Source organism: Mucilaginibacter agri (assembly GCF_009928685.1).
Classification (GTDB): Bacteria; Bacteroidota; Bacteroidia; order Sphingobacteriales; family Sphingobacteriaceae; genus Mucilaginibacter; species Mucilaginibacter agri.
This window is the reverse complement of the sequence record NZ_WWEO01000041.1, coordinates 537,262-558,509: the sequence shown is the minus strand read 5'-3', so window position 1 is coordinate 558,509 and position 21,248 is coordinate 537,262. Positions and strand designations below refer to the sequence as shown.

The 21,248-nt window shown below is 43.1% G+C and carries 22 protein-coding genes; 10 read left to right on the top strand and 12 right to left on the bottom strand.

Going from position 1 to position 21,248, the window contains the following annotated elements; translation table 11 throughout:
* Nucleotides 1–109: 109 nt before the first annotated feature.
* A complete protein-coding gene (locus tag GSY63_RS09825) occupies nt 110–1,489 on the bottom strand; it encodes an NHL repeat-containing protein (RefSeq protein ID WP_166585607.1) in 1,380 nt (459 codons plus the stop codon).
* Between the two features lie 214 nt (nt 1,490–1,703).
* On the opposite strand from GSY63_RS09825, the gene GSY63_RS09820 reads away from it, so the two are divergent.
* Nucleotides 1,704–2,180, top strand: a complete 477-nt coding sequence (locus GSY63_RS09820) for a DUF4920 domain-containing protein (protein WP_166585606.1) — start codon at nt 1,704–1,706, stop codon at nt 2,178–2,180.
* An 86-nt stretch (nt 2,181–2,266) separates the two neighbouring features.
* Here GSY63_RS09820 and GSY63_RS09815 read toward each other — a convergent pair whose 3' ends face one another.
* From GSY63_RS09815 to GSY63_RS09805, 3 genes are all read right to left on the bottom strand, one after another.
* A complete protein-coding gene (locus tag GSY63_RS09815; RefSeq protein ID WP_166585605.1) occupies nt 2,267–3,835 on the bottom strand; it encodes a M28 family metallopeptidase in 1,569 nt (522 codons plus the stop codon).
* 316 nt (nt 3,836–4,151) lie between these two features.
* Nucleotides 4,152–4,847, bottom strand: coding sequence for a response regulator transcription factor (locus tag GSY63_RS09810; protein WP_166585604.1), 696 nt, complete (start codon nt 4,845–4,847; stop codon nt 4,152–4,154).
* Nucleotides 4,848–4,856: 9 nt separating this feature from the next.
* Entirely contained in the window at nt 4,857–6,695 is a 1,839-nt protein-coding gene (locus GSY63_RS09805; RefSeq protein WP_166585603.1) for a sensor histidine kinase, read from the bottom strand.
* 129 nt (nt 6,696–6,824) lie between these two features.
* On the opposite strand from GSY63_RS09805, the gene GSY63_RS09800 reads away from it, so the two are divergent.
* On the top strand, nt 6,825–7,724 hold the full coding sequence (locus tag GSY63_RS09800; protein WP_166585602.1) for a hypothetical protein: 900 nt from the start codon (nt 6,825–6,827) through the stop codon (nt 7,722–7,724).
* Between the two features lie 157 nt (nt 7,725–7,881).
* On the opposite strand, the gene GSY63_RS09795 is transcribed toward GSY63_RS09800, so the two are convergent.
* From GSY63_RS09795 to GSY63_RS09785, 3 genes are all read right to left on the bottom strand, one after another.
* Nucleotides 7,882–8,916 carry an HAD family hydrolase gene (locus tag GSY63_RS09795; protein WP_243749197.1) on the bottom strand — a complete coding sequence of 345 codons (1,035 nt, stop codon included), beginning with the start codon at nt 8,914–8,916 and terminating at the stop codon, nt 7,882–7,884.
* 104 nt (nt 8,917–9,020) lie between these two features.
* Nucleotides 9,021–10,652 carry an arylsulfatase gene (locus GSY63_RS09790; protein WP_166585601.1) on the bottom strand — a complete coding sequence of 544 codons (1,632 nt, stop codon included), beginning with the start codon at nt 10,650–10,652 and terminating at the stop codon, nt 9,021–9,023.
* Between the two features lie 452 nt (nt 10,653–11,104).
* Nucleotides 11,105–11,464: a DUF3127 domain-containing protein gene (locus tag GSY63_RS09785; RefSeq protein ID WP_166585600.1), complete on the bottom strand. Its 360-nt coding sequence runs from the start codon at nt 11,462–11,464 to the stop codon at nt 11,105–11,107.
* A 77-nt stretch (nt 11,465–11,541) separates the two neighbouring features.
* On the opposite strand from GSY63_RS09785, the gene GSY63_RS09780 reads away from it, so the two are divergent.
* The 3 genes from GSY63_RS09780 (at nt 11,542) to GSY63_RS09770 (ending at nt 13,904) form a co-directional block, all read left to right on the top strand.
* Nucleotides 11,542–12,714, top strand: a complete 1,173-nt coding sequence (locus GSY63_RS09780) for a THUMP domain-containing class I SAM-dependent RNA methyltransferase (RefSeq protein WP_166585599.1) — start codon at nt 11,542–11,544, stop codon at nt 12,712–12,714.
* Between the two features lie 9 nt (nt 12,715–12,723).
* Nucleotides 12,724–13,221 (top strand): hypothetical protein, encoded by a 498-nt coding sequence (locus GSY63_RS09775; RefSeq protein WP_166585598.1) that lies wholly within the window; start codon nt 12,724–12,726, stop codon nt 13,219–13,221.
* 293 nt (nt 13,222–13,514) lie between these two features.
* Nucleotides 13,515–13,904, top strand: a complete 390-nt coding sequence (locus tag GSY63_RS09770; RefSeq protein ID WP_166585597.1) for an RNA recognition motif domain-containing protein — start codon at nt 13,515–13,517, stop codon at nt 13,902–13,904.
* A gap of 135 nt (nt 13,905–14,039) precedes the next feature.
* On the opposite strand, the gene GSY63_RS09765 is transcribed toward GSY63_RS09770, so the two are convergent.
* Nucleotides 14,040–14,711: a lipid-binding SYLF domain-containing protein gene (locus tag GSY63_RS09765; protein WP_166585596.1), complete on the bottom strand. Its 672-nt coding sequence runs from the start codon at nt 14,709–14,711 to the stop codon at nt 14,040–14,042.
* A 302-nt stretch (nt 14,712–15,013) separates the two neighbouring features.
* Here GSY63_RS09765 and GSY63_RS09760 point away from each other — a divergent pair, with 302 nt between their 5' ends.
* Entirely contained in the window at nt 15,014–15,658 is a 645-nt protein-coding gene (locus GSY63_RS09760; protein ID WP_166585595.1) for a DUF47 domain-containing protein, read from the top strand.
* A 222-nt stretch (nt 15,659–15,880) separates the two neighbouring features.
* Nucleotides 15,881–16,531, top strand: a complete 651-nt coding sequence (locus GSY63_RS09755) for a response regulator (RefSeq protein ID WP_166585594.1) — start codon at nt 15,881–15,883, stop codon at nt 16,529–16,531.
* A gap of 206 nt (nt 16,532–16,737) precedes the next feature.
* On the opposite strand, the gene GSY63_RS24685 is transcribed toward GSY63_RS09755, so the two are convergent.
* Nucleotides 16,738–17,028, bottom strand: coding sequence for a hypothetical protein (locus GSY63_RS24685; protein ID WP_208094513.1), 291 nt, complete (start codon nt 17,026–17,028; stop codon nt 16,738–16,740).
* Between GSY63_RS24685 and GSY63_RS09750 the strand changes: the two genes are divergently transcribed.
* Nucleotides 16,922–17,305, top strand: a complete 384-nt coding sequence (locus GSY63_RS09750; protein ID WP_166585593.1) for a single-stranded DNA-binding protein — start codon at nt 16,922–16,924, stop codon at nt 17,303–17,305. The genes GSY63_RS24685 and GSY63_RS09750 overlap by 107 nt on opposite strands.
* Nucleotides 17,306–17,322: 17 nt before the next feature.
* On the opposite strand, the gene GSY63_RS09745 is transcribed toward GSY63_RS09750, so the two are convergent.
* The 3 genes from GSY63_RS09745 to GSY63_RS09735 all read right to left on the bottom strand — a co-directional run bounded on the left by GSY63_RS09745 (nt 17,323) and on the right by GSY63_RS09735 (nt 20,246).
* Nucleotides 17,323–17,862: a hypothetical protein gene (locus tag GSY63_RS09745; RefSeq protein ID WP_166585592.1), complete on the bottom strand. Its 540-nt coding sequence runs from the start codon at nt 17,860–17,862 to the stop codon at nt 17,323–17,325.
* Nucleotides 17,863–18,033: 171 nt separating this feature from the next.
* Nucleotides 18,034–19,467, bottom strand: a complete 1,434-nt coding sequence (locus GSY63_RS09740; RefSeq protein ID WP_166585591.1) for a sulfatase family protein — start codon at nt 19,465–19,467, stop codon at nt 18,034–18,036.
* 59 nt (nt 19,468–19,526) lie between these two features.
* On the bottom strand, nt 19,527–20,246 hold the full coding sequence (locus GSY63_RS09735) for an HAD family hydrolase (RefSeq protein WP_243749196.1): 720 nt from the start codon (nt 20,244–20,246) through the stop codon (nt 19,527–19,529).
* 108 nt (nt 20,247–20,354) lie between these two features.
* On the opposite strand from GSY63_RS09735, the gene GSY63_RS09730 reads away from it, so the two are divergent.
* Both GSY63_RS09730 and GSY63_RS09725 read left to right on the top strand, forming a co-directional pair.
* Nucleotides 20,355–20,699, top strand: coding sequence for an ArsR/SmtB family transcription factor (locus GSY63_RS09730; protein WP_166585590.1), 345 nt, complete (start codon nt 20,355–20,357; stop codon nt 20,697–20,699).
* Entirely contained in the window at nt 20,696–21,121 is a 426-nt protein-coding gene (locus tag GSY63_RS09725) for an SRPBCC family protein (RefSeq protein ID WP_166585589.1), read from the top strand. The genes GSY63_RS09730 and GSY63_RS09725 overlap by 4 nt, the downstream gene beginning before the upstream one ends.
* The last annotated feature ends 127 nt before the right edge of the window (nt 21,122–21,248 follow it).

Here is a 21,248-nt window from a genome sequence, read left to right as displayed (position 1 = left end):
CGTAGAAGATTCTTCGCTGGTGCTCTGAATGACAACAAATTAGACCATAATAAAAGAGCCTTTCTGCATCAACAGAAAGGCTCTTTTATTATAACTTTTAATACGAACCTTAGTTCTCAGTAACCACTTTACGGATACGGTTGTTGTTAGCATCAGATACGTAAATAGTTCCTGACACAACAGCTACGCCTGATGGCGAATTAAACTGTGCCGCAGTACCAACACCATCGGCAAAGCCATAAACACCACTTGTACCAGCAAGGTCTTGTAATATATTGGTGGTTGAGCTAAATCTTAATACACGGCCAACAACGTCGGTAATAAAGAGATTATCATTATTATCGAAAACAATTGCTCCCGGGTTACCCACCAATTTGGTTTGTAGCGAGTTACCTATAAACGTTGTAACAGCGGTAGTAGAAAGTACTATTTTACGGATAGCGTGGTTGTTATTATCGCACACATATAAATCGCCCTTAGAGTCGAAAGCAAGGCCGTTGGGATTATTGAAATTGGCAGCAGTACCGGTAGTGCCATCAACAAGTGTGGTATATCCGCTACCTGCAAGCGTACTTACTACGCCATCGGTACCAATTTTACGGATACGGTTGTTACCGCTATCTGCAATGTAAATATTACCTGTTGCATCAACCGCAATACCTTTAGGGTTGTTAAATGCAGCTTTAAGGGGCGAAGAAGAGTTGGCGTAACCCGGTGCTCCAATACCGGCAACTGTAGTAGCAGTACCATCGGGCGTAATCTTAATAACCAGATTGCTTACCTGGTCTGTTACAAATACGTTACCCGATTTATCAACTGTTAATGCGTTAGGGCTCGAGAATGCAGCAGTAGCAGCAGGACCATCGGCATGGCCGTTAACACCGCTTCCGCAGAAAGTACTTACCACACCTGCGGTAGTTATTTTGCGGATCACGTGGTTAAACTGGTCGGCCACGTATATGTTGCCTTGTGCATCTGTGGCAATGCCAAGTGGGTTATATAGTTGCGCAGCGGTACCGGTGCCATTTACCAGGCCGCCAGTTGCACTACCTACAAAAGTACTTACAGTAGCACTTGTAACGGTGCTTGGCGTGCTGGTGGTAAATTTAACCACACCGCCATAACCAGTTCCTGCACCATTAGTTGCGTATGAACGTACGTAATAAGTAGTACCCGCCGTTAAGCCGGTTAGCTTACTCACAAAACTTGCAGAGCTAAGGGTATCTGTAGTATGCGTATCTGAAATTGTTGGGGTTTGTGAAGTAGTGCTATAGCAAACACCCACCGTTGTAATTACCGAACTGCCGCCGTCGCTGATTGTTCCGCCGCTGGTAGCAGTGGTGGTAGTTACTTCGGCAAGTATGCTGTTGGTTAAAACCGTAGGTGCAGTTGTATTTGAGTTTGAATCTTTACTGCAACTAAACTGCAGTAATACAACAAAAAGTAAAGCGGTTGTTAATGTAATTTTTACGAGTAGATTTTTCTTCACTGAGCTATAAACTAAATTACCTGAAATTATTGCGGCGGTATAAATTAAACAAAGCCGGTTATTGTGCAAAGCTACACCATTGTATCGGTTATACAATCTTGCAGCCTGCCACTTTAACTATATTTTAACATTTTTATTACCCCTTGCCATCTTTCTTTTTGTGCAAAAGGCAGTATTATTTAAACGAAACCGGCTAAATGCTGTTAAACTGAATATGAAAGGGTTAATAAAACTTATTTCCGTTGTTTTGCTCATAGGAATTTCGACAGCAGTATTTGCGCAAAAGCCAACGCCTTTGCCGCATGGAATGGTGTTTGGCGCATCACCCTCCAATATTGGGCGAATGCCTGCGAGTAAGCTCGAAAGTTTTATGGGCAAACGCACGCGTACAAGCGCCGTTATCTATGGCAAAGTGTTACAGGTTACCAAGAGCAAAGGCGGCTGGTTTGATATGGATGCAGGCAATGGCAAGATCATAGCTGCGCACTTCAAAAACTATGACATTACACTTCCAACTGATTTGAAAGGCCGCGAGGTGATCATAGACGGTGTTGCCGAAAAACAATTTATTGCCGACGATATGCAGCACATGGCCGGCGATACCGCGCAGGGTAAAAAACAACACGAAGTAAAAACTAACCCGAAAGAAAAACTCACCTTCGAGGTAAAGGGCTTAATGGTAAATAAATAGAATTTCGCGCGAGTGAAATATCTTTGATTATAAAACACGAAACCCGGCAAAAAAGCCGGGTTTCGTGTTTTATTTGCTTGGCAAAATTAGTTGGCAGGTGCCGGAGGTGGCTTTGGCAACTCTTTGCGCGGCATCATATCCGGGCGCTGCGAAGTATTGTAAACGAAAGACGCTACGATGGTTGCGGCTTGTTTCAGATCGTCTTCGCTCAAACGGTCGTAAGTATCCTGATTGCTGTGGTGAGTACGTGTGTTATAGTCCATTGGTTCCTGAATAAATTGGAAACCCGGGATTCCTACTGCATCAAACGACAGGTGATCTGTACCACCGGTGTTGCTGATGGTTAGCGTGCTTGCACCAAGATCCTTAAACGGCTCTAACCATGATTTAAAGATAGGAGCAACAGCCTGATTGCCCTGCAAGTATACACCACGGATTTTACCTGTACCGTTATCTAAGTTATAGTAAGCAGACACTTTAGCTTGTTCTGGTTTCAATGCCATTGTTTTTGGATCGCCGAAGTGGTTGGCAACGTAGCCTCTTGAGCCATACAAGCCTTGTTCTTCCGAACTCCAAAGCGCTATACGGATAGTACGTTTCGGTTTAAAGTTAACCGCTTTTAAAATACGCATAGCCTCCATCATTACGGCACTTCCAGCAGCGTTATCTGTAGCGCCAGTACCGCCATGCCATGAATCAAAGTGACCGCCGATGATCACCAACTGATCTTTCAGCTTTTTGTCGGTGCCTGGTATTTCGGCAATAACATCGTAACCATTTAAATCGTTAGTGAAGAATTTGGTTTGTACATCAGCTTCCATTTGTACATTGATGCCCCCGTTTAACAAACGGACAATACGCAAATAGTCCTCGCCGCTGGTCTCCAGCTCTGGTGCTACCGGCTTAGCATCTTCGGCGTACGAAGCGCCGTTGGTAGTAAACACAGTACCATCTGTACCACGAGCCTGGCTTAATACTAAACCAACTTCTTCCTGAACAAAAAATTCGCTCATAGCCGTACGCAATGCACGCAGTTTACGCATAGCTGCAAATGCAGGGCTATTTTGCGGGCCGCCTCTGCGGTCACCCGCAGCTGCTGGTTGCGCGGCTGCCATTTTCTCCAGTTCTTCGTCGGTATAACGGCTAAGGTCTGGCTTGGTGCTGCGCACTAGTGCGGTTTTGGTATCTGTAATTACAATTTTGCCTTTAAGTTTTCCTTTATATTGGTCAAGGTCTGTAATGGTATCGGCTTTAATTAAAACAACATCGCCTTTAATTGGGCCCGCGGTACTTGGCGTCCAGGCCTTAGGTACAGCTATGATAGCATGATAATAAGGCACAGTGATGGCCGCATAGTTTTTCTCAACTTCCCAGCCTTTTCCAAATTTACCCCATGATTCCAAACCGGCATTAGCCAATCCCCACGTTTTAAGCTGACTAACAGCCCAGTCTTGTGCGTGTTTTAAACCCGGCGAGCCAGACAATCTTGGTCCGGAAACATCGGTTAAATAAAATGCGGTTTTCATTACCTGCGAATGGTTCAATCCCTCTTCGCGGATTTTCTGCACCATCGCCTGGTCAACAGTTTCCTGCGCAAAGGTGGCAGTAAAAACCGAGGCAGATAATAAGGTTGTTAAGAGTAAATTTCTCTTCATGTTCAATAGTTTAGTTTTAACAAACATATCAAATTGTTAGGCAAATATTGAGCTGCAGGGATTAACAATAGTGTTACAATATATCACCTATTATTTAATACTAGCCTGTAATTGAACCCATTAACTAAACCTCAAATAACTACAACAAGCCATAGCTCAAGGCTTAATTCTGATTCAAGATGTTTATAGAAGAAGATTATTAATGGGTCATTTATTTTTATAGATATTAATAAGCTTCTACGATCGGTGCTTCACTGCCATTGAGAATAACAGGACGAGAGACGGAATCGAAGAATCGACTTTCGAAATCAAAACCTTAATTCACAAGCAACTTATATCCCCTGCCATGCACGTTGATGATTTCAACCGAAGGATCTTCCTTTAAAAACTTGCGGATCTTGCTGAGGAACACGTCCATGCTGCGGCCGTTGAAATAATTATCATCGTGCCAGATGTTCAATAGGGCTTCTTCGCGGGTAAGTACCTCGTTTTTGTGGAGGCAAAGCAGGCGTAGCAGTTCGGCCTCTTTGGTTGATAACTTTTGCTGATGCCCGTCGGAAGTGATCATTTGCTGGGTATAATCAAAATGATATTTACCGATGTCGAATTGTGATTGCTTAATCTCTTCCTTAGGTTCGGCACTTCCATTAACGCGCTTAAGTAAGGCGTTAATACGCAATAATAATTCTTCTATACGAAAGGGCTTGGTAATGTAGTCGTCGCCGCCAAGGCTGAAGGCCTGGGTTTTGTCTTCTATCATGGCCTTTGCGGTGGCAAAAATAATGGGTATGTCCTGGTTAATCTTGCGCACTTCTTTACCTAGCGTAAAGCCATCTTTTTTGGGCATCATCACATCCAGTATCAGCAGGTCAAAATCCTCTTTGGTAAAAGCTTTTAACCCTTCGTCACCGTCCTTGCATAAAACAACCTCGAATTTACCTTTCAGCTGCAGGTAATCCTGTAACAGCAAACCCAGGTTCGGGTCATCTTCAACCAGTAGTAGTTTCTTCATATTATTTTATCAGGCCAGTGAAAATTTCAACTCAAACTCCGATCCCCTATCTTTTTCAGACCGAACACTAACAGAGCCATTAAGGCGCTTCACGATGGTATTAACATAGCTTAAGCCCAAACCAAAGCCTTTAACATCGTGCAAATTACCGGTTGGTACTCGGTAAAACTGCTCAAATATTTTAACCTGCTGGTCGCGGCTCATGCCTATACCTTCGTCGGCCACCTTTACAACCAACTCGCCATTGGTATTTAACGTAGTGATGGTAATTTTAGGTGCGTCCTTGCTATATTTTAAAGCATTATCTACCAGGTTATACAACACGTTAGAGAAATGCAGCTCGTCCGCCGCGATTACGGCATCTTCAGCATCGAGGTGGAGGATAGTTTCGGCATTGTATTTTTGCAACTTTAACTCCATGCTATCCAGCACGTTGGCTACCGTTTCATTAACATCAACCGTGGTAATATCCAGCTTGAAGTCGTTTTTCTCAATCCTGGCGATGTTCAACACCCTTTCGATGTGGCTGCCCAACCGGGCATTTTCTTCATAAATAATACCCGCAAGTTTCGACACCCTGTTACTATCCTGCGCAATTTCCACATCGCGAAGAGCTTCGCTGGCTATCATTATGGTTGATACCGGAGTTTTAAACTCGTGGGTCATGTTGTTAATGAAATCCGTTTTCATTTCGGAGATCTTCTTTTGCTTCACTATAGTATATATAGTATAGCCGAAGCAAAGAATAAGCACCAGCATCAGCGTGCCGCTAGTGGCCATGGTATAAGTCATGCGGCTTAGCAGAAATGAGTTTCGTTGCGGAAACGTAATCCTGATCTTGCCGGGGTCGTTAATAACCTCTTTGCCAAATATGGCAGTTTCATAGCTGTTAGCCGGCAAAAACTGGGCTTTCTGATCAGTATTCAGCGCCCGCGAAAATATCAGCGAGTCGTTATTAGCCGTGGTAACCTCGTAACTAAAAGGCAAAAGGATCCCCTTATTCTGAAATTCGCGCCGAAGCACCGAATCTATCCAAATGGAGTCGATACGTTTCGTAAGCGGCTGGCCCATGCGCTGGTATTCTTCGGCCAGGTTTTGAATTGGGTTTTGAGGTGGCGGTTCTTTCCGCAGGCTCTCCAGCGAGTCTGTCGCTAACTCCCTTTTCACCATCCGGATCTGGTGATCTTTTTGCTTACGGATCTGCTCGCGCTCCCAGAGCGGATTTATTTGCGGTATAATAATAGTTTGCGGACCGAACTGCGGGTCGTTGTAACTATATTTAACCGTATCGTATTTAGCCAGCGACAAGCGCTTTTTTGGAGCCTGCTTTGCCGGTGCATTCACAATCTCCGGCGTTAAACGCTGATGTACCACCCCGTATTCATCTACATACTCGTAGAAACTTATTTTATAGTTAACAGAACCTTCTTGCGCCAGGTTAAACATTTCTTCATCGAGCTTATTGCGCAGAATAATGCGTTTTAGGCTATCGCGAAGCAGGGCTATTTTATGTTGATGAATGCTTTGTTTACGTTTAATGCGGGTGCTATCGGTATCGGCCATCACATGGTCGAGCGTACTTTTGTGGATGCTTTTTACAATGAGGCTGTAGTTTTTCTGGCGTACATCCTGCTCATTATTCGCCCTTATTTTTTCGTTAATAAAGTTCAGCGCATCTATCTTGCTTACTTTGGTAACTACGTTATTAAGCACTTCGTTAACCGTACGATCAAACAAGGCAGATTGCATAACATATGATTGCCGCAAAAAATACATTTGCATAGCCATTACACCCAACAGCGCAAAACCCATCAAACCGGTAATAAGGCCTATACTTCTCTTTTTCATTACCTAACAAAAATATTTCAAATAAGCTGACGTTGTTAGCCTTTAACAATTTTTAACATTTGGAAGCCAACTTTTAACACATTGGCATTAAGGAGTTTATTAGCTTTGTGCTACAAACTTTAAATAACCATGAATATCAGGAACCTAAGCACCAAACCCGGCTTCGAATTTATTTTCTCGGTTGGCATTGCAGCCATATTTATATTGCCTGCCGCGGTAATGGCGCAAAGCAACAGAAATATAGAAGTAAATATAAACAACGGCGATACCATTGTTAACGGCAGGAACATTAAATCGCTTTCGCCTGTGGAGCGCGACCAGGCCATGAAAGACATTAACACCATTAAAGGCGTGAGACGTGGCGACCGTCGCATGGAAATCCATATAGACCGCAAAGGCGATGACAATGATGGTTTAGGCTACGCCGATAACATCGTAAAAACGCCCGACGGCTACATTGTAGAAGACAACAGCAAAAAGCAGTTGCATTTGAAAAGGATCATGAAGGATACTACTAAGTATACCATGAAATTTAAATTTGATGATGGGCAGGCTATGGATTTCCGCGGACCAGATGGCCCGGGCGGAGGCATGGGAATGGCCTATGTACCAGGCCCGCCTCCACGTATGCGTATGCGCGGCATGGAAATGAAACGCCGTGGTTCACAAAGTTTCTCTTACTCTAACGTTGATGCCAGCGGCGTAGAAACCAATGTATCGTACCGCGTTGCCGACAAAGAAAACAGGATGGATGATGGCGATGGCCCTGAGGTAAGCCCACTACCCTTAACCGACCTTAAACTGATAGCCGATTTTACCACAGGCAAAACCCAGCTAACCTTTAGCTTGCCAACCAAAGCACCTGCCACTGCAGAACTTACTGATGGTAATGGTGCTGTTGTATTTAAAGATAAAGTTGCAGGCGGTAGTTTTAACAAAAGCATTGCTATGCCACTAAACGGCCATTACAACCTGGTTGTGAAACAGGGCGGTAAAACAGCTAGTAAAGTTATTTTTAAACAAGACTAAGTTTTAGTTACCCTATAAATGCAAAGCCCGTTAAGAAAATTTCTTAGCGGGCTTTATGTTTGTAAAAAACTCATCAATTACTTAAACGCTGGAAGTATATTTTTTGCGAGTTTGCCTATGTCGGGTTATTGAATTTGTGATTGATAATTTATAGAGTTCATTTGTCAGACGGGTAAATCACTTTCCAGTCATTTTTCATATCTGCAATAGCCCATTTTTTTGCGATTGCTTCATCGAGCCCCTTATCTAATGTACCTATGTGCGATTTGCGGTCGTAGGCCCATTCCCGTACCGAGTCTGTATGATGTACATACAGTTCAAAGTTTTTCAGCTTGTTTGAGGCTGTCCATTGTAGCATTTGCAAGTCTCCGTCCGAATTACCGGCAGCAAATACAGGCTTGCGCCCTATGAATCTTTGAATACCAACAGGTTTGCCGTCTTTATCATCATTAAATTCGAGCTCAGGTAATTTGACTATTACCGGGTTACCATTATTATAGTCAAATTTAGATTTGATACTGCTGCCAATGATCTGGTCTTTCGGAATACCGTAAACATCTTCGGCCCAGGCACGCATAAAATCTATACCGCCGCCTGATACAATAAACACTTTAAAATTGTTCGCCTGCAGATACTTGACCAGCTCCAACATGGGCTGATAAACAAGGTCTTTGTACAATTTCTTTTTAACAGGGTGTTTGGCGGTATCTATCCATTGCCGTACGCTGGTATCAAATTCATCGGTGGTCATTCCCGAATGCGTTGTGGCAACAATTTGCAGTAATGCTTTTTCGCCTTGTTTCATCAACTCGGGCATATTGTTTTCCAACAGGGCTTTGTAGGGCTGTGTGGTTTTCCATTCCGGATGTTTTGGGGCCATGGCCTTGATTTGATCCACAGCATAAAAAAACTGGAAATAAAGCGGTTGCTCTGACCACAAAGTACCATCGTTATCAAAGGTGGCGACGCGGTCGGCTATAGGGATAAAGGTTTCGCTGCCCGTATCGGTTGCGGCTTTAACGTAGTCGATAATGCTTGTTTTAACCGGGCCACTATTCCAGGAAGGAAGCGGGTTGGAGCTGGTATCCTGTTTACCAGTGCTCTGATCGGTTTCTGCTTTTTTCGTGCTGGAATTACAGGCCATAGTGAGGCAAATAAACGCGCTTATTGCCATATAGTATATCTTTGACATGATAATCTATTTAGGTAAAAAATAGTAACGATCAATTAAACCATTGATGTTAAATAAAAGGTGCATGGAGTTAGTTGCTCCGCACACCTTTTTATATATAAATACTATTGTTTATCCGGAGTAGTCGGCACGTTATCTAGCTTGATACCTTTTTCCTGCAATAGCTTTTTGGCCTCTTGAATAGTCCTGAATTTGTTTATTTCCATTGGCCCGGTATAGGTTTCGCTCTGCAGTGGGCGTGGCGGGTACTTAATATAAGTTTGCATGAGTTCTTGTATGGCCTTGTTAAATATTGCCATAGTCCAGGTTTTCTCTGTAAAACTATTCATAAACAGGTCATATCGTTCTTGTGGGTCTTGCCATATATCGTAAATGGCAGGCGCAGTAGCCACGTAACGCTCATCCCCGCGCCAACCCAATTGTTGCCCAGGCATATCACTACCGGCCATTGCGCCATTATCTCCCCGGGTATTAAATACAGCTTTCCATCTTCCTATCCTTGCAGCACCAGGCGAAAGTTCTGACTCTGTAAAATAAAACCACCTGTCGCGCAGCGGCGGCCCCTGTTTGAACAAAATGTTTGACATGTCATAGCTATCGAAAATAGTTGGCTGTCCGGCGCGGTCTTTAGTTGGCAGAGGGATGCCAGCGAGGCTGGCAAATGTGGCCATTAAATCGAGCCCGCCAACAATATTGTGGTCGTCGGAACCTGCTTGTATCTGACCCGGCCACCAGGCAATTGCCGGTACGCGACTACCACCCTCTCTGTCTGTACCTTTAGATCCCCGGAATGGGGTATAGCCGGCATCCGGGTGTACATCCTGCCAGGCGCCGTTATCAACAGTATAGAATACGAAGGTATTGTCAGAAAGCCCCAATTTCTTGATCTCATCCATTACGCGTCCGACGTTATAATCCATCTCCATTACACAATCACCATATTTACTGGCTGCCGGAGATTTGCCTTTGAACTGTTTAGATGGTAAGTTCGGCTGGTGATTTTTAGCAAAGTTTACGCACATAAAGAAAGGGTCTTTTCCTTTGGCATAATCGTCCAACTGTTTTATCACATTTTCCGTCATCATCATGTCTAACTCGGCAATGTTATCTTCGGTTACTTTACTTATTTCACGTGATTTACCGCCGGCTTCCCCTTCCAATATGCCTGTTGTTGCTTTTTGATAGAAAGTAAGCATATCGGGATTCATATCTGGATTCCATGATTTAAAGGCATATGTATATGCATTGAGGTGATAAAGTACCACGTTTTTCATAATGTCGAACCCATGTGCAATCGGCATAGCATAGTCAGCTTCGCCTAAGTGCCATTTGCCCGAGAAGAATGTTTTGTAATTAGCTTGTTTTAATACCGAAGCCAATGTCCACTCTGCGGCAGGTAAACCACCTCCCTGCCCTTGGAAGGCTACGGTAGTCATACCGCTGCGGTTAGGGATGCGGCCAGTTAACATGGCTGCCCTTCCCGGGGTACAGCTTGGCTGGCCGTAAAAGTCCCAGAACTGCATGCCTTCTTTAGCCATTTTATCCAGGTTAGGGGTTGGCATACCACGGCCAACGCCACCACCATATACACCGAGGTCTCCCCAACCGGTGTCGTCGGAGATTAGCATAATAATGTTAGGTTTTTTAGGTCGTGCTTTTTGCTGTGCAAAAGAACTTATGCAGGTAAAAGCAAAAATACTAATCAGCACAAGTACCAGGGTTTTCTTCCGTTTCATGATTGTTATTTGTAGGTGAATAAAATTTAACGACTATAGATGGCATTAATCAAACGCCGTTTTTTTTAGCAACTGTAAGTTGGAGGCAGATAGTGGCAGAGATAGTTGGTTAGGGGATAAAAAGCCACAGGGGTGCATTGTTAAACGAGTGGCGTTAACGTAATTTAAGGGTCGTTCTGGAATTTGGTAAAATCCATGCCTTCGGGTCGAACTTGTTTAAATAGCGGCAGTTACGCCGACGAGAGATACAAAGTAAAACCACAAGGGGGACCCAGTCATCATAATTTATAGGCTAAGGGGTTGCAGATTAAAAAATGCAACATACTTGCTGTTTAACTAGGCTGTTTGTATCGAATAGGCAATTTAATGGGGTGGAAAAAGGCTAAAAACACAAAGCCCGTTAAGAGATTTTCCTAACGGGCTTTATTATGTTTTCGTTGTAATGCTGCTGCTTAGAACGGCAGATCATCATCGTCCGGCGCAGCGCTCAGGTCAACTGGTGCGGCATACTCTGTGGTAGCACCTGTAGCGCCACCAACCGGAGTAATTCTCCATAATTGTAAAGAGTTGAAGTAGGTTTTTTTACCTGTTTTGTCAGTCCAAGGGCGGCCTTTTAAGTTAAAAGCAACCTCTACATTGTCGCCAACTTTAACACTGTCTAACAGGTTGCAACGGTCCTGAATAGCCTCAAATTTGATATACTCAGGGTATTGCGGGTTCTCAATATATTCTAAAATCAGCTCTCTTTTTTTTAAGCTGTCGGTAACCTGCATAGTTGCAGATACTTCGTGTACTTTTCCTTTAATATCCATGTATCAAATTTTAAACTGTAAAGTTAATGTTTAACAGATAAATTCATACATTTTTAATTCATAAATTTGCCCCCCACATGGAAGTTTTTCAAACGGAGAGTAAAATCATAATTACCTGCAACAAAAGGCTGTCGCCTTACTTGCAGCAGGAGGTAGAAGCGCTGGGCTTCGACATTAAACGCAGCTTTTCAACCGGGGTTGAGTTATTAGGCACTGTAAACGACTGCATTACGCTAAACCTTAATTTAAGGTGCGCCAGCCAGGTACTTTACCTGCTAAAAAGCTTTACCGCCGCAGATCCGCAAGAACTTTATGAAAACCTGGTTACCATTGAGTGGGAAAAGCTCATTGATTTTTCGGGCTATTTCTCGGTTACTTCAAACGTTAATAATGAGCATATCCGCACCCCGCTTTTTGCCAACGTAAAGGTTAAAGATGCCATTGTAGATCGTATTAAATCTGCTAAAGGTATCAGGCCAAATTCGGGCGCCGACCAAAACAAAGCCGTTGTACACCTTTACTGGCAAGATACCGCCGCCGATATCTTTATAGATACCTCGGGCGAAACCATTGCCAAACACAGTTACCGTAAAATACCGGGTAAAGCACCTATGTTAGAGGCCCTTGCCGCAAGTACTATTATGGCTACCGGATGGGATAAAAAAAGCACATTTATAAACCCGATGTGTGGCTCAGGCACGTTGGCTATCGAAGCCGCTTTGTTGGCTACCGAAAAAACTCCTGGCTTCTTCCGCATGAACTACGGTTTTATGCACCTGATGGGTTACGACGAGCAGGTATTTTTCGCCCAACGCCGTATTTTAAAAGATAAAGCCATAAAGCAGCTCGATTTTAAAATTATCGCTACAGATATATCTGACGATGCCGTTGAAGTGGCGCGTAAAAACGCGAACACTGCGGGTGTAGAACATTTAATAGAGTTTGCTGTTTGTGATTTTGCCGACACTGAAGTACCAGAAACTACAGGCGTTGTAATGTTTAACCCCGAGTATGGCGAGAGGCTTGGCGTGCACACCAAGTTAGAGATCACCTACAAACGCATTGGCGATTACTTAAAGCAAAAATGCCGTGGCTACAAAGGGTACATTTTTACAGGTAACCCCGATCTGGCTAAGAAAATAGGGTTAGCAGCTAAACGCCGTATAGAGTTTTATAATGGTAAACTGGATTGCCGGTTGCTGGAGTACGAATTGTATGATGGCAGTAAACGTGAACCAAAAGTTGATTAATTAGATTAAATGAAGAAAGTATTTACGCTGTTTGCAGCCTTATTAATTGCAGGCATGGCAATGGCACAAAAAGAGCTGGCATTCCCATTTCAGGGTGGGCAGCCGGTAATGACCAAATTTTTCACCGATAATTTTATTGCTTCGTCAGATATTAAACAGCAAAATGCTGCGGGCCTGGTTATCTTAAAATTTAGCGCCGATCAAAAAGGCGCCATCAAAAAAGTGATTGTTTATTATGCTGATGATTTTACCTTAGTGCAGCCCGTGGCCGATATCTTAAAAAAATCGGACCATAAATGGATTGTTCCCGACGGCGAAAAACTGCACGACTTTATCCTGCCGGTGTCTATTGCTTTTAACCAGCCAACTACCGGCGTAGCTGAGGCAAACAAAACCTTTATGGCCTACTATAGCAAGCGTAGCCCTGTGCTAACCAACAACCAGATACCGTTAGATCTGGCTACCCTATTGCCAAGCCTTACGCTTAAATATGATCTTGGGCAATAAATACTAAGTATTTATACGGATATTATAAAGAGCTCTTATACAGGGCCCTTTTATTTTATACCACTTTGAAAAACAGGCCAAATATGCCTTTTAATTAAAGCCGATGGCTTATTGTAACCAATAGTATAAATACATGCTGCAATAAGCAATCATCAAAAAATGTTTAAATAGTTATATTTTGCTTTTTTAAGAAGTTTATCTATATATTGCAAGGGATTAAGGAAACATTGTTACTTTTTTCGCGTTAGAGAAAACAGGCCATAAAAAGCCACACATGTATTAAATTAGAATTAATGAACATTTTTGTAGGAAGTCTGCCTTACCAATTGAAGGAAGAAGATTTAAGAGAACTATTTGAAGCTTACGGCGAAGTGAGCTCAGCAAAATTAATTATTGACAGAGAAACCGGCAGAAGCAAAGGTTTTGGCTTTGTTGAGATGTCTGATGACGAAAGCGCGCAAAAAGCTATCGATGGTTTAAACGGAATCGAAGTAAGCGGCAGAAGCATTGCAGTTAGCCAGGCCGAAGAGCGTAAAGCTGGTGGCGGCGGTGATCGCAGAGGCGGTGGCGGCTTTGGCGGTGGCAACCGTGGTGGTGGCGGCTTCGGCGGCGGCAACCGTGGTGGCAACAGCGGTGGTGGCTATGGCTCAAAAGGCGGCAACAGCAGAGGCGGCCGTTACTAAATATTAAAAAGCACCAGCCAATAAGGCTGGTGCTTTTTTGTTATTGCTACCTGTGAAATATACACTGGCCCCATTCATCTAACAGGGCCAAGTTTATCCTATGCTTTTTTTGCAATAGGTTCTACTTGTATTGTATTACATAGCAGATACTGATACCTTAAGATCATTAACGTTAGCCGACTTGCTTTGCGGTGTAGCGAAGATATCTTTTGATGATACTTCTTTGCCGTAAAAATTGGCATTTGCCTTTTTGTCTACGGCCAGGTTAGAACCTGCAACGCTTAAGCCTGCAAATAATCCTTTGCTGCGCGAGTACGAATACACTTCGGCGTTAAGCTTAACGTCGGTGCTTGCTGTTGAACTGCGCCCAACCGGTCCTGCCGCTGCAGATATGTCGCCTCCGATCTGGAAGTCGCCGCTATTCATTTTGGTTAATACACTTTTGTGCCTGAATACCAAAACCAGGTCTACAGATTGCACCCCAATCTGCAAGCCGAAACTACCACCTGTAAAAGAAACAAATACCGGATTGCTCCATTTGCCATCTGCTAATTTTACCATTGCAACACCTTTGCCGTGTTTACCCCCAACGGCCAAACTGGCATTGATCATACTTGGGATGATAACAATCCCTTCCGACATTTTGATCAGATCAGAGGGGATACTTTCTTTCATTTTAGCAAAGTCCTTCAAAACAACGGTTGATTTTTGAAGGCGCTCGTTCTCTTTGCCCGCATCCGTGGCAGATGTAAGTACAATGAACACGCTCAATAAAAGAGGGATCATTAATGTTTTCAAAGTTTTCATTAGATGTGATTTTTAATTGTATATAATAATATCTAGTCATAGAACACGCCTAACAGTCAACGGTTTGATGAAAACTTCGCCTTTAGTTAAAAAATGTAACCCACATTACAATTGGTCATCTTAAAACGACTTACTTACCTGGTTAATACCTAACAATTGCTTAATATTGTATTAACCCGATACTGAAATTTAATAAGTTTATTTGCCCATTAATCGGCCATGCTAAAACTATTGGCGGGTCGTTTATAAGTATTTAGTATTAACACTGTAATTGCTATCTTTCGCACATAAATAATCAGTTGATGAAAACCACCATATTCGGACAGGCGTTGCCAAATAACAACCAGATATTTTATAGTCTGTTTAACAAAGGCGCAAGCACCAGTTATGATATGGCTGCATTGTTATACCAGGCTACCGGCTCAAATGATCTGCAAGACCAGAAAATGAACTTTAACCACATCAGCAGGTTGAAAGAGAAAGCCAGCGGCCTCAAACATCAGGTTTTGGTGGTATCTGGTAAAGCTTTTATCTCGCCGTTTAGCCGTGACGATATGTATGCTTTGGCTTCATCAATTAACAGCGTTTCTGACTTTATTGATATTGCAGCCCGCCGTATCAACTTCTACAACATACAGGTAATTGCCCCCATTAAAGAGTTGGCGGGCATTATTGTAGACAGCTGCACCTTGCTGGTTAAATGTGTAGAGGCAATGAATGACCTAAGCCAGGGAGATATCATTACCGGTTATTGCACCAACATTAAACAACTGGAGCATTACGCAGACCAGGTGTATAACAAAGCGCTTGCTTATTTATTAGATAACGAAACCGATGCACTGGAGGTTATGAAATACTCCGAGGTATTTGCCGCGCTGGAAAGAGCTACCGATAAGTGCGAGCATGTAGTTAATGTGATAGAAAGCATTATTATTAAAAATACTTAGTAGCCGCCCCCCGCGGCTCTTTAGTTTTCTTTTTTAAAGCTCAATTCTCTTTTTTTGAGTAAATTTTTCCTAAAAAATAAATAAAATGCCTGCGGCGTATTATTTATTAATTTATATTGCTTGATAATAATATATCAGCCAATATTTACCGTCACGGAGATTTTATTATCAATCACAAAAGCATTAGGTGCTATTGCGAGTCCGCGTTTATTTTTTTGTGCTATGATTAATATTCTTTTGGTAGAAGACCATAAAATTGTGAGGAATGGTGTCAGGTCTCTTCTGGAAAAAGACCCAGGGTTCAATATCACAGGCGAAGCTGCTAATGGCATCGATATTTTACAAATGCTGGACGCCGGTACTGAGGCCGATATTATTTTGGCCGACATTAACATGCCGGGGCTAAGTGGCCTGGAGTTAATTGCCGAATTAAAAAAAACCACACATAAGGCCAAAGTTATTGTATTGACCATGCTCGACCACGAGCGCTATGTAGCTAAGGCATTTAAGGCCGGAGCGATGGGCTATCTATTAAAAAACACCGGCCCCGATGAGTTGATATTCGCCATAAAACACGTACACACAGGCGGCAAATACCTGTTTAGCGAATTGGCTGTAAAACTATTGGACCGCCTTTCTAACGGTCGTGATATTATGATACTGGACAACCCTTCTGATATTGATTTCTCTAAACGCGAAACAGAGATCTTAACCTTAATTGCAGAAGGCTTTACCAACCAGGAAATAGCCGATAAGCTGTTTACCAGCAAGCGTACCATCGAAGGCCATCGACAAAGCATGATCGATAAAACAGGCACACGTAATACCGCTGCATTGGTAAGGTTTGCCCTGCTAAATGGCGTAATAAGTTAGGCCTGCTCATAGTATTATATAAGTAGGATAAGTAAAAATGTTTTATCCTACAGGAAATATATTAAACCACCAATAAAATCAAGTAGTTTCCGCAGGGCTTTTGCAAGTATTATTACGGGTATGATATTTTAAAACAAAGTTACATTTACTATTAATAATATTTATTTGTAGTGAAGATGCATCTAGCCCCTATGTTTTCCAAATATCTAATAATCAATTTTCACGGCTATCAGTTCTCGCTCCGGAATCATACTGGTAACCCTGTACATGTTTGCAATAAAGCTATACAAGAGTGGCCCGTTAAAAACCATGCGTATTCTTAAAGCAACATAACTACTTATAGAAACATCTACACCTACCCCATTTTTTAAAAGTTTAATAGCACCAGGAATGTTAAGTAACTCCGGAATTAACAAAGTATTTCTAGTAGGATACATTGGTAAAGAACCCAGGTGGCACTCGTTGGGCAACGAACCCAAAATGCTATGCTTCCCCATGGTTACCACAGAATTTATTAAAAAAAATGGCAGCACGATAGAGCACATCGAATGGCATCAGATTAGAGTGTCGACAGGTTTTGCCGATAGCGAAAGCGCATTTAAGAAGGGACAGCTAATTTACGTACAAGGTAAAATACAAACCCGCCAGTTTACAGACGAACAGCAGGTAAAGCGCTATAAAACAGAAATAGTGGTGCAATACATACAAGTACTAAACAGCCTTGCCGAGCTTAACCCAACCGAGCACGCCGATGAACCCCCGGTTACGGGATAAACTCCTACTGTTGCCTGTTAATACAACTTCACCATCGTGCGGCTGCTTTTGACATACTCAAGTATACGCTTAAGTTCAACAGGCGATAAAGAAGCAGGCGCATCATTGCCAATATATACTGCACTTAAAGAAGTGTGATAGTAATATAGCGTGCTATTGTCTTTGAGATAATAAATATCACTGTATAGTCCGGCTTCCGACGTGATAAGCTTACCAGGCACGATAGTAGAGGCCGGTAAAAAAAACTCACAATGATAGTTGCCGCCTACCTGCCCCCAGCCAACCGGTGTTATGGTAGTAGTGTCGGTATCATACGGGCCATGTTTTTCCAGCAAATTATGTTGAAAAGGCAATATACTTTTTTGATACAGGATGCTGCAGGTTTGCTTATTGGCGTTTTCGTAAAAGTAAATAAACAACTCTCCGGTTTTACCTGCGTCGGGCATTGGCGAACTTCCCGAATTGGGATTCAGCGTGTACGTGCCCGCATACCATCCATGTATTAAATTTGTTTCTGATGTGGTTTGTGAGGTAAGTTTAGGTAGATTAAATAGCATAGAGTAAAATAAAATCATCGCGACAACCTCCTCTTTACCCCGTAAAGGGTACTTTTTTTAATAATATGACAGGTTTATCGTTATGCTAAAATCGACATTTATTTTTAAACATACTACAAAAAACCATACTCTTTACGAAACGCTGCACGCAATAGACTGATAAACAAGACATTAATCAGCAATAGCAGTTGTTCGTCGATTTTTACCCGGATTGCCCGTTAAGTCGTCGCCCATATCCTTGCGGGCCAGCTCTGCAAATCCTGTTAACTTCCGCACCATTTCGGGATACAATTGCTGCACATCATAAGCTTCTCCGGGGTCGTGCGCCAAATCATACAGCGCCATTGGTACATTTACTTTACCAATTGGCCCACCATTGCCATTTTTGCCATGCAACCCGGTATACGTACCAGATAGATGAGGCAATACCAGTTTCCAATTTTTATAACGCACCCCTTCGAGGTTGTTCTTGCCGAAATAGTAAAAGAATACTTCGCGCGGGTCTGTTTGGATTTTACCAAGCCAAACAGGCAAAAAGTTAACACCGTCTATCTGTTTTTTAGGTAATCTGGCGCCGGTTGCCGCAACAATAGTAGGCAGCAGATCCATATTGGTCATCAGCATACTGTTAATCCCGCCGGCTGCTACTTTGCTTGGCCATATTAACCAAAACGGCACACGTGTTCCGCCTTCCCAGGTGGTTGATTTACCTTCGCGAAAGCCCCCAGATGAGCCGGCATTATCTCCATAATTTAACCATGGGCCGTTATCACTGGTTACTATCAGAATAGTATTATCAGCCAGCTTTTCCTCTCTTAGGGTTTTTAATATTTGCCCAATCGACCAATCCAGCTCCATAATCTCGTCGCCAAAAGGGCCCAATTCACTTTTTCCCTGAAACCTCACCGACGGTGCTAAAGGCACATGCGGCATAGTATGCGCCAGGTATAAAAAGAAAGGCTTACTCTTATTTTGCTTGATGAATTTTACCGAGCGCTCTGTAAGCGTACTGCACAATTCTGATAGTTTTTGTTTCGATGTGATAGAATCTACTACGCGGTCGCCCTCTATCAAAGGTAGCGGAGGCCAACTGTAACGAATATCATTCTTATCGGTAATGAGGTTACCCTCATGGTCACGGTTCCAGATATCATGCGAATACGGAATTCCATAAAAAGTATCAAAGCCATAATGCGTGGGCCAAAAAGGTGCTTTGTTACCGAGGTGCCATTTACCAAACATGGCAGTTTGATAACCGTCTTGCTTCAACAACGAGGCGATGGTTTCTTCATCAGGATTTAGTGCGCGCTTATCGCCGGGCAGCATAGCGCCCGTCATGCCGATACGGTTAGAATAGCAACCCGTTAAAAACGCTGCGCGCGAAGCGGTGCATATGGGTTCGGCTGCGTTATAATGCGTAAAGCGTGTGCCTTCTTTAGTCAGCCGGTTAAAATTGGGAGTGGGGATGCCTGTCATACCATAGGGTTCGGTATCACCGTAACCCATATCGTCCATCAGAATAACAATAACGTTAGGTTTTTTAGATTGAGCGATAGCGCCAAGCGTTAGCAACACTGCCCATATCACAACGAACATCTTTCTCATAGGCTACAATTATAACAATAGCCCCCGAGTATAGATGCACCCAAACATTATCAATTTTATTACAAAAACGCCAGTATCTGATCTATGCGTTCTACCACCCTAAAGTTTTCGTGCTCGATGGTATGATTTATTTGTTCGTGTACCCAGGTAATATGGTAGGGTACGTGTACAGCGTGCCCGCCTATATTAAGCACGGGCACAACGTCTGACTTCAGTGAATTTCCTACCATCAGCAACTCCTCGGGCTTGATATCCAGATGGCGGATGAGTTTGAGATAGTTTGCGTCGTCCTTTTCAGACATGATTTCGATATGGTGAAAATAATGGCTGAGACCCGATTTTTTTAGCTTGCGTTCCTGATCCAGCAGATCGCCCTTGGTGGCTACCACCAGGCGATATTTGCCCTGCAGGCTTCGCAAAACCTCTTCAACACCATCCAATAACTCTATCGGTTCGTTCAGTAGTTTTTTGCCGAGTTCTATGATCTTATCAATGGTTTCAGCACTAACAGTACCCGCAGAAATACGGGTGGCCGATTCTATCATCGATAACATAAAGCCCTTCACGCCATACCCATAGAGTGGCAGGTTGTCCAGTTCGGTGCGCACCAACTCGCGCTCGAGGTTGTGCATAGAGGCATAACCCTCCAGCAGCTGGCAAAAGGCCTCCTCCGTTTTACGAAAATACGACTCGTTTACCCAGAGGGTGTCATCAGCATCCAACGCTACTACTTTTATACTCATGGCATTATCAAATACGGATACAATAATAGGCAACATTTATGTAATGCGATAATCGGCATCATTTCAAAACACCAAACAAACATTTGCGTAACCAAATGGTTACTTATATATTTGAAACCGTTTGGTTACAGATAAGTATTTGAAATGAGAAGAGATGTATTTCAGGCCATTGCCGACCCAACCCGCAGGGAAATTATTAACATGATAGCGCGTCAGCCACAAAACCTGAATGCGGTGGCCGATAATTTTGATATCAGCAGGCCTGCTATATCCAAACACATTAAAATTTTAACCGAATGCGGGCTGATAGCCATTAAACAGCAAGGTCGTGAGCGTATTTGCGAAGCCCGCCTGCAAAAGCTGAATGAAGTACAGCAATGGGTAGCGCAATACCATAAGTTTTGGACAAACAAGCTGGATGCCCTCGAAAACTTTTTAGAGGAGGACATATCGGCAAAACATAAACCATTAAAACCATTGAAGAAATGAAGAATGAACCATTTGTAATTGAGCGCACTTTGAATGCACCAGTTGAGCGCGTTTGGCGTGCCATTACAGACAAAAACGAAATGAAGAACTGGTATTTCGACATCCCCGAATTTGAAGCTGAAGTGGGTTGCGAGTTTAGCTTTATTGGCGGAACTGAGGAAAAACAGTATGTACATTTATGTACCGTAACCGAGGTTGTGCCCAATAAGAAATTAACCCACAGCTGGCGTTATGAAGGCTATGAAGGCAACTCATTTGTAACCTTCGAGCTGTTTCCGGAGGACGGAAAAACCCGCCTGAAGTTAACCCATGAGGGCATTGAAACATTCCCGCCGCTTGCCGATTTCGCCAAAGAAAACTTCGCCGAAGGATGGACTTATATTATTGGCACGTCTATTAAGGATTATATTGAGGGAAAGTAATAAACTATAAATGCAACCATCCTTGTCATTCAGAGCGCCGGCGAAGAATCTTCTGCGTTTGAATCGGGGGCGTCCTGCGTAGCATACATCCTGATCGTGTGAAGAAGATTCTTCGCTGGCGCTCTGA

Coding starts and splice junctions, on each gene's coding strand:
- GSY63_RS09805 (WP_166585603.1), bottom strand. CDS start 6,695: ATGAAAAAGAGAAGTATAGGCCTTATTACCGGTTTGATGGGTTTTGCG.
- GSY63_RS09815 (WP_166585605.1), bottom strand. CDS start 3,835: ATGAAGAGAAATTTACTCTTAACAACCTTATTATCTGCCTCGGTTTTT.
- GSY63_RS09775 (WP_166585598.1), top strand. CDS start 12,724: ATGAAGAAAGTATTTACGCTGTTTGCAGCCTTATTAATTGCAGGCATG.
- GSY63_RS09745 (WP_166585592.1), bottom strand. CDS start 17,862: ATGCTATTTAATCTACCTAAACTTACCTCACAAACCACATCAGAAACA.
- GSY63_RS09750 (WP_166585593.1), top strand. CDS start 16,922: ATGTTAAGTAACTCCGGAATTAACAAAGTATTTCTAGTAGGATACATT.
- GSY63_RS09810 (WP_166585604.1), bottom strand. CDS start 4,847: ATGAAGAAACTACTACTGGTTGAAGATGACCCGAACCTGGGTTTGCTG.
- GSY63_RS09770 (WP_166585597.1), top strand. CDS start 13,515: ATGAACATTTTTGTAGGAAGTCTGCCTTACCAATTGAAGGAAGAAGAT.
- GSY63_RS09735 (WP_243749196.1), bottom strand. CDS start 20,246: ATGTTGCCTATTATTGTATCCGTATTTGATAATGCCATGAGTATAAAA.
- GSY63_RS09780 (WP_166585599.1), top strand. CDS start 11,542: ATGGAAGTTTTTCAAACGGAGAGTAAAATCATAATTACCTGCAACAAA.
- GSY63_RS09755 (WP_166585594.1), top strand. CDS start 15,881: ATGATTAATATTCTTTTGGTAGAAGACCATAAAATTGTGAGGAATGGT.
- GSY63_RS09800 (WP_166585602.1), top strand. CDS start 6,825: ATGAATATCAGGAACCTAAGCACCAAACCCGGCTTCGAATTTATTTTC.
- GSY63_RS09820 (WP_166585606.1), top strand. CDS start 1,704: ATGAAAGGGTTAATAAAACTTATTTCCGTTGTTTTGCTCATAGGAATT.
- GSY63_RS09790 (WP_166585601.1), bottom strand. CDS start 10,652: ATGAAACGGAAGAAAACCCTGGTACTTGTGCTGATTAGTATTTTTGCT.
- GSY63_RS24685 (WP_208094513.1), bottom strand. CDS start 17,028: ATGGGGAAGCATAGCATTTTGGGTTCGTTGCCCAACGAGTGCCACCTG.
- GSY63_RS09785 (WP_166585600.1), bottom strand. CDS start 11,464: ATGGATATTAAAGGAAAAGTACACGAAGTATCTGCAACTATGCAGGTT.
- GSY63_RS09730 (WP_166585590.1), top strand. CDS start 20,355: ATGAGAAGAGATGTATTTCAGGCCATTGCCGACCCAACCCGCAGGGAA.
- GSY63_RS09765 (WP_166585596.1), bottom strand. CDS start 14,711: ATGAAAACTTTGAAAACATTAATGATCCCTCTTTTATTGAGCGTGTTC.
- GSY63_RS09740 (WP_166585591.1), bottom strand. CDS start 19,467: ATGAGAAAGATGTTCGTTGTGATATGGGCAGTGTTGCTAACGCTTGGC.
- GSY63_RS09725 (WP_166585589.1), top strand. CDS start 20,696: ATGAAGAATGAACCATTTGTAATTGAGCGCACTTTGAATGCACCAGTT.
- GSY63_RS09760 (WP_166585595.1), top strand. CDS start 15,014: ATGAAAACCACCATATTCGGACAGGCGTTGCCAAATAACAACCAGATA.
- GSY63_RS09795 (WP_243749197.1), bottom strand. CDS start 8,916: ATGTCAAAGATATACTATATGGCAATAAGCGCGTTTATTTGCCTCACT.